Annotated in this window: 14 protein-coding genes; 6 read left to right on the forward strand and 8 right to left on the reverse strand. The window is 33.4% G+C overall.

Annotation, left to right across the window (positions count from 1 at the left end):
- The first annotated feature begins 153 nt into the window (after positions 1-153).
- From VFS71_RS17940 to VFS71_RS17950, 3 genes are all read left to right on the forward strand, one after another.
- Positions 154-1,536 (forward strand): MATE family efflux transporter, encoded by a 1,383-nt coding sequence (locus tag VFS71_RS17940; protein ID WP_326402988.1) that lies wholly within the window; start codon positions 154-156, stop codon positions 1,534-1,536.
- Positions 1,537-1,604: 68 nt separating this feature from the next.
- Positions 1,605-2,513 carry a prohibitin family protein gene (locus VFS71_RS17945; protein WP_326402990.1) on the forward strand — a complete coding sequence of 303 codons (909 nt, stop codon included), beginning with the start codon at positions 1,605-1,607 and terminating at the stop codon, positions 2,511-2,513.
- 71 nt (positions 2,514-2,584) lie between these two features.
- The gene (locus VFS71_RS17950) at positions 2,585-2,812 is read left to right on the forward strand and encodes a hypothetical protein (RefSeq protein ID WP_326402991.1); all 228 of its coding nucleotides are present in this window, start codon (positions 2,585-2,587) and stop codon (positions 2,810-2,812) included.
- Here the strand turns inward: VFS71_RS17950 and VFS71_RS17955 are convergent, their stop codons facing one another.
- The 4 genes from VFS71_RS17955 to VFS71_RS17970 form a co-directional block, all read right to left on the reverse strand.
- Positions 2,813-4,447, reverse strand: a complete 1,635-nt coding sequence (locus VFS71_RS17955; RefSeq protein ID WP_326402992.1) for a hypothetical protein — start codon at positions 4,445-4,447, stop codon at positions 2,813-2,815.
- Positions 4,428-5,060: a lipid-A-disaccharide synthase N-terminal domain-containing protein gene (locus VFS71_RS17960; protein WP_326402993.1), complete on the reverse strand. Its 633-nt coding sequence runs from the start codon at positions 5,058-5,060 to the stop codon at positions 4,428-4,430. Before VFS71_RS17960 ends, VFS71_RS17955 begins: the two co-directional genes overlap by 20 nt.
- A complete protein-coding gene (locus VFS71_RS17965) occupies positions 5,060-5,773 on the reverse strand; it encodes a glycosyltransferase family 2 protein (RefSeq protein ID WP_326402995.1) in 714 nt (237 codons plus the stop codon). Before VFS71_RS17965 ends, VFS71_RS17960 begins: the two co-directional genes overlap by 1 nt.
- Positions 5,774-5,917: 144 nt before the next feature.
- On the reverse strand, positions 5,918-7,540 hold the full coding sequence (locus VFS71_RS17970; RefSeq protein WP_326402997.1) for a glycosyltransferase family 39 protein: 1,623 nt from the start codon (positions 7,538-7,540) through the stop codon (positions 5,918-5,920).
- A gap of 337 nt (positions 7,541-7,877) precedes the next feature.
- Between VFS71_RS17970 and VFS71_RS17975 the strand changes: the two genes are divergently transcribed.
- Complete coding sequence (locus VFS71_RS17975) at positions 7,878-8,819, forward strand: NAD-dependent epimerase/dehydratase family protein (RefSeq protein ID WP_326402998.1); 942 nt, start codon at positions 7,878-7,880, stop codon at positions 8,817-8,819.
- A gap of 102 nt (positions 8,820-8,921) precedes the next feature.
- Here the strand turns inward: VFS71_RS17975 and meaB are convergent, their stop codons facing one another.
- The 3 genes from meaB to VFS71_RS17990 all read right to left on the reverse strand — a co-directional run bounded on the left by meaB (position 8,922) and on the right by VFS71_RS17990 (position 11,208).
- Positions 8,922-10,010, reverse strand: a complete 1,089-nt coding sequence (gene meaB, locus VFS71_RS17980; protein WP_326402999.1) for a methylmalonyl Co-A mutase-associated GTPase MeaB — start codon at positions 10,008-10,010, stop codon at positions 8,922-8,924.
- Between the two features lie 93 nt (positions 10,011-10,103).
- The gene (locus tag VFS71_RS17985; RefSeq protein ID WP_326403001.1) at positions 10,104-10,745 is read right to left on the reverse strand and encodes an NAD(P)-dependent oxidoreductase; all 642 of its coding nucleotides are present in this window, start codon (positions 10,743-10,745) and stop codon (positions 10,104-10,106) included.
- Positions 10,746-10,800: 55 nt separating this feature from the next.
- Positions 10,801-11,208 (reverse strand): Rrf2 family transcriptional regulator, encoded by a 408-nt coding sequence (locus tag VFS71_RS17990; RefSeq protein WP_326403002.1) that lies wholly within the window; start codon positions 11,206-11,208, stop codon positions 10,801-10,803.
- Between the two features lie 153 nt (positions 11,209-11,361).
- Between VFS71_RS17990 and VFS71_RS17995 the strand changes: the two genes are divergently transcribed.
- A complete protein-coding gene (locus VFS71_RS17995; RefSeq protein ID WP_326403003.1) occupies positions 11,362-12,273 on the forward strand; it encodes an AEC family transporter in 912 nt (303 codons plus the stop codon).
- Between the two features lie 85 nt (positions 12,274-12,358).
- Positions 12,359-12,997, forward strand: coding sequence for a peroxiredoxin (locus VFS71_RS18000; RefSeq protein WP_326403004.1), 639 nt, complete (start codon positions 12,359-12,361; stop codon positions 12,995-12,997).
- A gap of 75 nt (positions 12,998-13,072) precedes the next feature.
- Here the strand turns inward: VFS71_RS18000 and VFS71_RS18005 are convergent.
- Positions 13,073-13,589: NUDIX domain-containing protein (locus VFS71_RS18005; protein WP_326403005.1), on the reverse strand; the 517-nt coding region annotated here is incomplete at its 5' end.

Below are 13,589 nucleotides of genomic sequence, written 5' to 3' on the forward strand. Positions count from 1 at the left end.
GCATGACTTGCCGAAATTGTTACAGAATTATAATGGACTGTTGTAGAATTACTTCATTTACGTAAAAAATATCGAATAAAAGGGTGTTATATTTTTAATAGTATTGATGCAATTGAAAGCTTCTATTTATCTTTGCTGACTTAATAAATTAAAATGAACTTTTCCCAATACACCAAAGAATTCTCGTATAATATTAAATTGGCTTATCCCGTAATTCTTGGAATGCTTGGGCATACTCTGATAGGGATTGTGGATAATTATATGGTGGGTAACTTGGGATCGACCGAGCTGGCAGCTGTTTCCCTGGGAAATAGTTTTATCTTTTTGGCCCTGTCAATAGGGATTGGTTTCTCTACTGCGATAACGCCTTTGACCGCCGAAGCGGATGCAGAGAAGAACCACAAGAAAATCAGGACTACGTTTCATCATGGTTTACTGTTATGTACTATTCTGGGAGTATCGTTGTTTGTGCTAACAGTACTGTCCAAACAATTGATGTATTTCATGAATCAGCCAGAAGCTGTGGTTGCATTGGCAGCACCTTATATTGATTGGGTTGCTTTTTCTTTAATTCCTGTTGTGATGTATCAAGGATACAAACAGTTTGCTGACGGATTGTCCTTGACCAAATATTCGATGTATTCTATCATTTTGGCCAATGTGGTACACGTTTTTTTTAACTATGTGCTGATTTATGGTTTTTGGATTTTTCCAAAGCTGGGTGTTGTTGGAGCCGCCTTAGGAACTGTGATTTCTAGAATTATGATGGTAGTTTTTATGCACTATCTGATGAAGCACAATGCCATTATGAAGCAGTATTTCAAAAATTTCACTTTTAAAGAAATAAAAAAATCAATCATTAAAAAAATTATCGGACTAGGTTTTCCTTCGGCAATGCAAATGTTGTTTGAAGTGACTTTGTTTACGGCGGCAATTTGGCTTTCGGGTACATTGGGGAAAAATAGTCAGGCCGCAAATCAAATTGCGCTTATACTGGCTTCGTCAACTTTTATGGTAGCTATGGGTTTGAGTGTTACGGCTATGATTCGAGTGAGTCATTCTAAAGGTTTGTCTGATTATAAAAACCTAATTGTCGTTGCACGATCTATCTTTTTATTGGCTGTAATGATTGAAGCTTTTTTTGCTTTTATTTTTGTTGTTTTCCATAATTTCTTGCCACATTTGTTTTTGAATATGAATGATCCTGCTCAAGTTTTGGATAATAAGGAAATTATTTTTATCACTTCCAAATTATTGTTAATTGCGGCTATTTTTCAGATTTCTGATGGAATTCAAGTGGTCGTTTTGGGCGCTTTGAGAGGTTTGCAAGATGTGAAAGTCCCTATGTATATTACTTTTGTAGCTTATTGGATTGTAGGGTTTCCAATTTCTTTTTATTTGGGAAAATATACCGACTTAAAAGCGGTTGGTGTTTGGATTGGTCTTTTGGCAGGTTTGACTGCTGCAGCTCTGTTTTTGTATATTCGCTTTGCACTTTTGACAAGAAAGTTGGTTGGGGAACATTCAAAGAAATAAGTGTTTGTAAGAATGTAACTTATAATTGGTTTTAACGTATAATCACCGTACCAATTAAAAACTATAAAATGATACTATTTATTATTCTTGGAATAATTTTACTGATTATTGGATTTGTATTAAGTCATAATGTTAATCCATTTTCTAAATTTACTGGTTTATTGAAGATTATTGGATTTATCCTAATCGGTTTAGGAATTGTTTCTTCAATGTTTAAGCAGATAAATGCTGGTGAAGTAGGAGTGAAGTCTCTTTATGGAAGCGTGGATTCTGATGTGCTGGAAAGTGGTTTGCATGTTATCAATCCGCTTTTGGATATTACAACATTTGATATTCAAACACAAAATTACACGATGTCTGCTGTTCACGGTGAAGGTTCTCAACAAGGAGATGATGCCATTAGGGTTTTGTCCAATGATGGACTTGAAGTGGTTATTGATTTGACTGTTTTGTATCGTGTGGTTCCTACCGATGCACCAAAGATATTTAAGACTATTGGAGTTGATTATACTGATAAAATTGTGAGACCAATCACTAGAACCAGAATACGTGACAACGCTGTTTTTTATGATGCTGTGGCTTTGTATTCGACCAAAAGGAATGAGTTTCAGGCACGAATTTTTAAAACTATTGAGTCTGATTTTAAAAGTAGAGGTTTAGTTTTAGAACAATTGTTAATTCGAAACATTGATCTTCCAATTTCGGTTAAAAAATCGATCGAAAGTAAAATTAATGCCGAACAAGATGCTCAAAAAATGACTTTCGTGCTTCAAAAAGAAAAACAAGAAGCCGAACGTAAAAGAGTAGAAGCACAAGGTATAGCAGATTATCAAAGAATTATTTCTCTTGGATTGACCGATAAACAATTGCAATACGAACAAATAAAAGCACAAAAAGAACTAGCTGCTTCACCAAATTCTAAAATTATTTTTATGAATGGAAAGGGAAGTGCACCGGTTATTTTGTCTGATAAATAAAAATTTCGGTTAAACAGCTATTTGCTTAACCGTTTAACCGAATAAATAAATTAACGATTAAACATACAAACATGGAATTACCAAAATTTTTACTAGGCGACAATACTGATTTTCCAGATGATATTTTTATCATTCACTTGGATTACCCGAGATTTATCATCAATCTGAAAGACGATGAGGTTGAATTTATGGAAGAAGCAGAAGATTTGGATGAAGCCGAATTGAACGCCGAAATGGAAGGACTAATTGTTCTTGCCAATGAATTTTATGATAGAGAAATAGCTCGTTACGAAGAATAATTATTTCCTCGTAACGATATAGTATATTCTGGTCAATCGATCATTGTGTTTTTTTGAATCTGTTGGAACATGATTCAAATCAATATTCGACACCTTTTTTAGATTGTAATTCTGAAATTCTTTTTTAGAATCAATATGGTCTTTTTCCAAAGCCAATAAACCAAATTTACTTTCAGAAGGTAAGTTTAGTTTGTTGGTTTCTTCATTTAATAAGATTGGTATACTAAAACCATAATCCCATATAATTTCGGGTGTAAATGAATTTAATTCATAAGTTCGAACACCAAGACTTTTTTCTTTGTTCCTAATTGTTTTTGCGCTTGCGTAATCAGGATTTTTTAAAATTAGTTTTGTGAATGGTATTCCAAAAAGAACAACAGCTACTTGTACTGCTATAACGGCATAGAATACTTTTGTAAAGTTTTTATTTCTAAGGTTTGTAAATAGCACGTAGCCTATTGCCAATAAAGACAGCGTTAAGCCAATTAGCCAAAATTCAAATCCTGCTAAATCATTTTTTACTTTGATAAAAATTCCAACAGGAATAACAACGCAAATGATTCCGATAAGTCCAAAAGCAAAGTGAATAATTCCTTTTTCTTTTTTTAAACTTATGTTTTTGAAATTGTTAATCAAGTATTCAATATAAAATCCAGTGTTCAAAGCCATCGGAATTAAAACAGGCAATAAGTATCTTGATTTTTTTTCGGGTACTATTGAAAGTAAAACCACCGAGGCTAATGTCCATATCAGTGTAAATTGATAGGCTTTTAAATTACTAACTCTGCTTTTTAAATACGGATAGATTAATGCAATTAAAGCGGGAACGGTCCAAATACCGCTTTGAGTGAAAAAACTCCAGTAATAATAAAATGGTCTGGTGTTGTAATTTCCCCATCGGCTGCTTTCTATTTTGGTCACTTTTAAGGATGTCACCGGGTCTGCCCATTTTACATACAGAGGCCATGACAAGCCAATGATTATGCCCAATGCGAGAATCAGTATAAGATACACTTTTTTGTCTTTCAATTGAAACTTATAGGTGAATCCATAAGCAATTAAAAAAGGCAATAATAAAGCATAAACCGAAATAGGGCCTTTGCTTAAAAAAGAGAATCCAAAAAACAATCCAGCTATGACAGCATTAAAAAGAGGTTTCTTTGAATCATTCAGTAAATCCCATAAAAACAAGATACAAACGACCATAAAACTATGGGTGTACATATCCCATTGGTTGTCTCTTCCTGCGAAATAAATGTAAAAAGAAGTAATCAAAATCAGTCCGTTGCGGAAGCTTTGCTGTTTGGATAAACCTAATTTTTGGGAAAATTTATAAACTCCAAATACTAATAATAATGTAATTAATGCAACAGGGATTCGCATTCCGTAAACGCTATCAAATCCAAAAATAATTCCAAAAACAGCCGTTAACCAAGTAGGTAATGGTGGTTTTTCATAACGTGGTAAATCATTTAGTGTTGTCAGTATCCAATGATTATGGGTTGCCATTTCTCTTGCCGTAATAAAGTTTCGAGCTTCCATGATGTTTACTTCAATAACATCTAAATGTGGAAAAAGCATGAGGCAGGCTACTATGAAAAGCCAGAAAGCGTAATTATGCGTTAATTTTGACATCCTTTTTTATGATTACTATATTTCTGAAATAAATGACTAAACCTATAGCATGACCTGCCAATAATACTGGGTCTTTTCGGATTATGGCATAAATGAATATTATAAGGGATCCGGTTAAACTGATAATCCAAAATCCTAATGGCAAAACGGAATCTTTTTTCTTTTCGGAATAAATCCATTGATAGACAAAACGTAATGTAAACAGTACTTGTCCTATGATTCCAGTCCAAAGCAACCATTTTGGGATAGCTTCATTACGTAATAGATTGTCCAAATCATATACATTATTATTGTATGAATACCAAACTATAAAAGCTGGAAATAAAAGTATGAACCATCGGAGTACTACATGTATTTTCTTCCAGTCATTTTGTAATTGTATATTTCTAATATAAATGTAATAGGTAATTGTTTGCCCTAACATAATCGAGAAATCATGTCTGAAATAACCATAAACAAACAATAAAAAAGAGGCAAATAAACTGATTTCCCAAAACAAAACTGGGGTCAAAACCTTTTTGTTTTTTTCAGAAATAATCCATTGCAATATCATTCTGCTCGAAAATAAAATTTGTGCAATGAAACCTATAGAGTAAATGATGATGTTGTTCATTATCCTTGTTTTGCTACACTATAATTGATGTATTTTTTCTTCATCCATAAATAGGCAAAGCAATCTTGTAATGGACCTAATAATCGATTCCAAAGATTGAATTTTGAAACACCTGCCACTCTTGGAAAATGTCTTACTGGTGTTTGTTTGATTTTACCGTTTTGCAATAGAATCATGGCTGGTAAAAAACGGTGCAATCCATTAAACATCGGTATTCTCTTAGCCATATCCGTACGGATTATTTTTAAAGGACAACCCGTGTCGTCCATGCCGTCATCTGTAAAAGCTCTACGGATACCGTTGGCAATAAGGGATGACATGTTTTTGGTAAAGGAATCTTTTCGGTTGGAACGCACACCCGTTACAAGGTCATATTCACCTGTAAATTCCATTAGGATATTAAAATCTTCAGGGGCAGTTTGTAAATCGGCATCAATATAACCTACCCATGGGGTGTCTGTATAATCAAAACCGGCTTTGATGGCAGCACTTAAACCCGCATTTTTTTCGAAAGAAATAAAAGTAAACTCTTCGTTGTCTTTGCAGATTTTTTCAATTAAAGCTTGACTGTTGTCTTTGGAACCGTCATTGACAAATAGAATTTTTGTCTTTTTTTTTGCAATGCCCAAGAACTGTTTCATTTCTTGATGTACGCGATTAAGATTATCTTCCTCGTTATAAACGGGTATAATGATTGTTAATTCAAAACTCATATTTGGTAAAATTTAGGCAAAAGTATTTTATTTTGAGAAGAAATAGCTTAAAATCTACTTAAAAAATATTTTATTAAAATTAGAAGGTGTGATTTTTTTCAATTAAAATGGTAAGCTTCTAATTTAGAGTAAATAATTAATTTTCTAGTTATAGTAAAGTATCCATTTTCTAAAATACTTTTTGTTTCTAAAAGGTGCTATTTCTGTTTTGATATATTTAGGTAATATTTCTTTTTTCCTTACTAGGAAAACAGTATTTCGGGTGCTGAAATCAGATTTTAATCGTATGATTTCTTTCTTTTCCTCTAAGTTGTAATAATGTTTTAGGTAGTCTAAGTTTTGTTCAAATTGTACTTCTCTTTTACTAGTATAATTTCCGTTATTGAGCGTTATAATGTTTTTGTCGGTATAAAAAGACATTGATGGTAGCAGATAGTTATATACATATACATTTTTAGATTTTAGTGAACTTATAAAAGTTGCAATAGGTTTTGTGGAGTTGATGAGTAACTCGTTTGACCTCATTACAAAAGTGGAAAAAAGTAACAATGCCAAAGTATTTATTAAGAGGGCGGATATGTTTTTGTAAAACCAGCTTTCATTCTTTAAGCCAAAAATGCTGATTAGTAATCCGAACAGCAATATCAAAACGTAAGGAAGTCCAAGTTCGATTTTGTGGATTAGGATTGCCACAAAAGCCGCAATAAACAAGAGACAGAAATATCCGTACAGGTAAAAAGTGAATTTTTTCCAATGGTTTTCACTCAATTGAACCAAATGGGTTGAGGAGAAGATTATTAGGAATGGCAACGAGGGTAGGACATAAAAAATCAGTTTGGTTTTGAATATTGAAAAAAGTAAAATAATCAGGAAAAAGGTAATCAATAAAATTTTTCTTTTTAGAACTATTATGTCTATTTTTTTTAAAGTCTGAAAAATATAGATGATCCAAGGGAACAAGAACAATGGAAGCAAAACAATATAATACCAAAAAGGCTTTCCTCTATTAAATGCATCATTGGAAACTATTCTTTGGTAAAGTTGATTACTTGTGAAATAATCCAAAACCATCGGGTTTTCTTTTATGACGGCCAAATACCACCAACCGCAGGAAATAAAAAATATCAGTATCCCAAAAAAATCATAGATTGAAAACCGAATCCTTTTTTTGTTGTAAAAAAACCATGTTAACTGAAAGATAAAAATCGGAATGAGTACCAGCGGACCTTTTGTAAAGAAACCCATTGATAGCGACAGATAGAAGAAGAGAAAATACTTCTTTTCTTTTAAATAGTTAAGCCAAAAGTAAACAGCCATCATGACAAAAGTGTTTAGGTAGGCGTCTGTGGTTAAATTTCGGATAGATGCTAAAACTAAGGGGGTAGAAAAATATAAAACGACAGACAGTAGCGATGTTCTTTTGTCGTTAAATAACAGCAATGATGTTTTGTAAATAAGGATTAATTGAATCAGTAACGCAACTGATAAAAAAAAACGGGCGCCAAATTCATTGATTCCGAATATGGCATACCCTAATGTTGTTATGTAATAAGTTAACGGTGGCTTGTGGTAATGTGAGATTCCCATTTTACGGGGATGGATGAAATCACCGGTTTCAAACATCTCTTTGGAGATTTGGGCATAACGGGCTTCGCTTGTTTCGGTCAGACCCCAAGAGCCGAGCTGTAATAAGGTGACAATAAAAATAGCTAGAAGAATAAAATAGATAGGTTTTTTTATGATTAAAACTAAAAATTTAGTATTCATTAAATTAAAATTTTTGGTTAAGAAAAATTTAAGCGATAAATATGTTTTTTAGTATTTTGACGATTTGTTAAATCTGTATAGTTGTTTGTTGATGTTATTTTAATATGAAATCAAAAAGTCTTTTTTGAAAATTGTTTTGTGTTTAATTTGTTGATAATGGCTAAGTTATGGTATTTTTTCTTAATACGGATTGTTTTACAAATAATTTTCATCGCATACTATTGTATTTGTTTATCTTTGTTTCGAGGTCAAACAGCAAATGAATTTGTTATTTTAGAAATGGAATATGGGAAATGTTAATTGCAATTGGCCGATATAAAACGATAAAGATTAACCTATGAAGATATTAGTTACAGGTGCGGCTGGATACATTGCTTCGCACACAGCTGAACGACTGCAATCTATTGGACATGAAGTAGTTGGCTTAGATAATTTTTCAGATTATTACGATGTCTCTTTGAAACAGTTGAATGCTAGTGTATTGCATGCTAAAGGAATTATAATCGAGAAAATAGATTTGAGGTTTGCAGAACAACTTCAAAAATTGTCCACTGATTTTGACTATATTTTTCATTTTGCCGCTCAACCTGGAATTTCTGTGACCTCCAGTTTTGAAGATTATTTGGGAAATAATGTGATTGGGACGAAAAACTTGCTTGATTTTGCTTTAAAAAATAAAAATTTAGCTCTTTTTGTAAATATAGCCACATCTTCCATTTATGGAATTCATGCCACTTTTGATGAAACTGTAGCACCATCACCTGCTTCTTTTTATGGAGTGACTAAACTGGCAGCTGAACAATTGGTTTTGGCGAGCAGTAGACTAGGACAATTGAAAGCCTGTTCTTTGCGCCTGTATTCAGTTTATGGACCACGTGAAAGGCCGGAGAAGTTATATACAAAATTGATTGCTAATGCTTTTAATAATGTTCCTTTTCCTTTGTTTAAAGGAAGTGAAAATCATTTGCGAAGCTTTACTTATGTTCAGGATATTGTTGATGGCGTGGTGAGTGTAATTGGAAAGGAAGAGGTGGTCAATAATGAAATTATCAATTTAGGTACCGAGGAAGAAAATACAACTCAGCAAGGCATTGAAATTGTTGAGCAAATATTAAATAAAAAAATTGATCTGAAAATTGTTGAGGCTAGAACCGGTGATCAATTGAGAACCAAAGCTGTTATCGACAAAGCTAGAAAATTATTGGGCTATAATCCTAAAACCAGTTTGTATGAGGGATTGAAGGCACAAGTAGAATGGTATCAGGATAATTTTTTATAGTATAATAATTTTAATAAAATAGAAACTGCAAAAGTTGGTTTGACAACTTTTGCAGTTTTTTTGTTTTAATTATGCTGTTTGAATAATGATCGGGATGTGGTATTATTTTTTAAAGTAACTGTCCAATAAAATTTGAGCCGCCGCAAAAGGGGAAATGGTATTATTTTGAACCGCTTTTTTAGTGGAATCTAATAATTGAATAATGCTTGGTTGATTGTAGAAATGATTTTTTAATTGTTCATCAATGGTTTCCATCATCCAAAATTGATTTTGTTCCTTGCGTTTTTCTATAAAATAATGATTTGAATTTACCAATTCAAGGTAATTTAAAATAGTTTGCCAAACAGCACTAATTCCTTCTTGGGTCAAAGCGCTACAAGTTGCAGTAGTTGGAATCCATCCTGATTTTTTTGCCGGAAAAAGATGCAAGGCCCTGTTGAACTCTACTTTTGCCAATTGAGCTTTTTTAATATTATCACCATCAGCTTTATTGATGATTATAGCATCTGCCATTTCCATAATACCGCGTTTGATACCTTGAAGTTCATCTCCGGCACCTGCAATTTTTAGTAGTAAAAAGAAATCTACCATGCTGTGAACCGCCGTTTCGCTTTGGCCTACACCTACAGTTTCAATTAGAATAACATCAAAACCACATGCTTCGCAAAGTGTTATGGTTTCTCTAGTTTTACGTGCAACACCTCCCAAAGTTTCACCGGATGCCGAAGGTCGAATGAACGCATTTTTGTCTTTTACCAATTCTTCCATTCGGGTTTTGTCTCCCAAAATACTTCCATGCGAAATGGTACTGCTTGGGTCGACTGCAAGAACGGCTACTTTTTTGCCTAAACTCGTTAAGTGTTTACCAAAAGCTTCAATAAAAGTGCTTTTTCCAACACCTGGCACTCCTGTGATTCCTATTCGAATTGATTTATTGGCATGAGGTAAACATCCGTTGATTACTTCGCTTGCTTTTTCTAGATGGGTAATATTAGTACTTTCAATTAATGTGATTGCACGACTGAGTGCCGTTATATTTCCATTTAAAATCCCATCAATCAATTCTTTTGCAGAAGGTTGGTTTTTTCGGGATACTTTAATTTGTTGTATAGCGCTTGAACTGATTATTTCGGGTGGCGAAATACCAGCTTTTTCATTTAAAGCGCTTGGGTTTGTTTTTTTGGTAGACAAAATAATTGGTTTTGAAAGTAAAAGTAATCAAAACAAAAGCAGTTTCAAAAGACGAATCCTTGAAACTGTTTGTTGTTAGCCGAATTGTATTTCTTAATACGCTGCAGTAAAACGAATTTGGTGGTGTTTTGGATTTTCAGCTTCATCAGCGATGACAACAGCTAAATCTTCACCGGACAAGATACTTCTTTGATTTTCGTCAAAAACTGGATTTTCTAAGCCTAAACGGTACTTCCCCGTTCTGCCTGTAGTTATTCCTTGGTGCATCTCGAAAGCTGGGCTGAAAAATGCCCAATCCAACTCTTTTTCTTGTTTAATGATATTCAAATAATCTCTGGCAGCAGTTGCTCCGGCATGATATTCTTTTGGAAAATCCGGAGTGTCTACAGCTTGTAGATCAGGCGCAACAAATAAACTTCCGGCACCTCCGATGGTAATGAATCGTTTTACTCCTGATTTTTTCACGGCTTCCTGGATTGATTTTGAGCCGTTTATAAAATCATTGTAAATGTTTGGGTTTGTCCAGCCTGGGTTATAAGCATTAACAACAACATCATTTCCTTTTAAAATTTCTGCTAATGCATCTGTGTTAAAGATATCTGCAGCTACCCAATTGGCATTTGCTTCATTTTTGGGATTTCTTGCAATAGCAGTAATTTCATGATTTCTGCTTGATAATTCGTTTAAAATGTTGGTGCCAACAAATCCAGTGGCTCCGATAATTGCAATTTTCATAATAGTTATATTTAAAAGTAATAAAAAAAGTTACAGTTTAATTTAAAAAAATAGATTAAAATTTTTTAGAAAAATCTTCCAATGTAATGTCACTCAATTGTGCGTTGATTGTCTTATTGATATCTTCATATAAGTTTTCTAAATTTTTATTGATTTGTTTGCCAACCGGGCAATTAGGGTTGGGTTCGTTTTTTGAAAAACCTAATGTCACTGTTTCAAATGTCATTTTGAATATGGCATCTAAAGTGATTTTTGTTGAAGATTTCAATAAACGAGTGCCTCCATTTTTTCCTTCTTTACTTTCTACAATATGATTTTTTTTTAGGTTAGCTATTTCTTTTCTAACCAAAACAGGATGTACGTTCATACTGCCAGCTATAAAGTCTGATGATAAATATTCATCAGGGAATTTAGAAAGCAATGTTAGAATATGTATTGTGATGGCAAATTTACCTGAAATCATACTGTAATAAAATATATTGCAAATATAGAATTTATATTTGAATTGCAAATATTTGTTTTGTTAAATAAATTAGGCTTCGATGGCTTTTAATTTAAAATGATTGCTTTTGGGTTTGGAATTTTTTAATGGTATTTTTACACTCTATTTGATACGATGAACAACTTTATACTCATTTTCGTTTGCTTATTCTTGGGGCTATTTTTGCAAAATATAAAGCAAATACCTAAAAATGCGCATAAAATTTTAAATTGGATAGTCGTCTATATTTGCCTTCCTGCATTAGCATTATATTATATCCCGAAAATTAAATGGGACAATCAATTGTTGTTTCCCATTGGGGTGGCTTGGATTGGATTTGTAGTCTCTTATTTCTTTTTTAGTTACTTAGGAAAAAAAAGAGGGTGGCCAAGAAAACTCATTGGTTGTTTGATTATTTGTGCGGGACTCAGTAATACTTCTTTTTTAGGTTTTCCAATAATTGAGGCTTTGTATGGAGAAGAAGGTTTGAAAACTGCGATTATAGTGGATCAGCCAGGATCTTTTGTGGTGCTTTCTACCTTGGGTGTTTTAGTTGTAACTGTTTATTCTAAGGGGAATTTGAGTAGCGTACAAATTGCCAAAAAGATTGCTTTTTTTCCTCCTTTCGTTACTTTTTGTATTGCCTGTTTGATGAATGTCTTTCAATTCGATTTTTATGACTGGGGTCAATTGCTGTTAAAATCGGTGGGGAGTGCCGTGACACCTTTGGCATTACTTTCGGTGGGATTTCAATTGCGTTTTGAAAAACGAAGTATGCACTGGGATTTTCTGGGTCTGGGTTTATTTTATAAATTAATTTTAACTCCCGCCATCATCTATTTTTTATATGTGATAGTATTGCATCAACATTCTAAGGAAATTGAAGTGGCTATATTGGAATCAGCCATGGCGCCGATGATTACTGGTTGTATTTTGGCTTCGACTTATGGTTTGAAACCAAGATTGAGTAGTATGATGATTGGTTTTGGAATTCCCATTTCATTTATAACCTTGATATTTTGGGTTATTTTGATGCGTTTTATCTAAGAATACTTTGAAATGTATTCTTTTGTTGAACTAGTTGTTTTTTTATTTAATTTTAAGAAACTAAATATATTAAAACTATAGAACTATGGCAACATTACGATTAGGAGATACTGCTCCAGATTTTAAGGCAGAAACATCAATGGGTACTGTACAATTTCATGAATGGTTAGGTGATTCGTGGGGAGTATTGTTTTCGCATCCTGCCGATTTTACACCTGTTTGCACTACTGAGTTAGGTACAGTGGCGAATTATTATCCTGAATTTGTAAAAAGAAATGCAAAAGTCATCGCCTTAAGTGTTGATGGATTAGAATCTCACAAAGAATGGATAAAAGATATCAACGAAACTCAAAACACAACGGTTAATTTTCCAATTATCGCCGATGAAAATAGGGAAGTGGCGTTGCTTTATGATATGATTCATCCCAATGCGAGTGAAAAATTTACGGTGCGTTCGGTTTTTATTATTGGATCTGACAAGAAAATTAAATTGACGTTGACTTATCCTGCATCTACTGGAAGGAATTTTGAAGAGTTGCTTAGGGTTATTGATAGTTTACAATTGACCGCAAATTACAGCGTGGCAACTCCGGCCAACTGGAAACATGGGGAAGATGTTGTTATTGTTCCGGCCATTCCGGATAGCGAAATTCCGAGTAAGTTTCCCAAAGGGCATACCCCCATAAAACCGTATTTGAGAATGACGCCACAACCCAATCTATAATTCTCATGAATTAAACAAAAAAAGAGTACATCATCAGTACTCTTTTTTTTTGTGAATATTGTACATTCTTTTGTGTTAAACCAAATTATGGATTTTAGCATACTGCAATAACATAATGGTTTTGGCATCTTTTATTTCGCCAGATTCTATCATAACGTAGGCTTGGTCGAAAGGGATTTCGAGTACCTCAATTTCTTCATGTTCATTTGCTAATCCGCCACCGGAACTTACTTTCATGCTAGAATCATATTCTCCTATAAAGTAATGCAAAACTTCGGTTACTGCTCCAGGAGACATGTAGGCTTCAAAAACTTTTTTAACCGAATGCAGGCGATATCCTGTTTCTTCTTCGGTTTCACGGATAATACAAGCTTCAGGGTTGTCTTCATCTAGTAATCCAGCGCAAACTTCAATTAATAAACCACTTTTATTTCCGTTTAAATAGCTTGGCAGTCTAAATTGTCGGGTTAAAATAACGGTTCCTTTAGATTGATTATATAATAAAATAGCCGCTCCATTACCTCTATCATATACTTCTCGTACTTGTGTGTCCCATGTGCCATCTTTCTTTTGATAGTCCACGGTTACTTTA

The sequence above is a fragment of the Flavobacterium sp. genome (genome assembly GCF_035760125.1).
Classification (GTDB): Bacteria; Bacteroidota; Bacteroidia; order Flavobacteriales; family Flavobacteriaceae; genus Flavobacterium.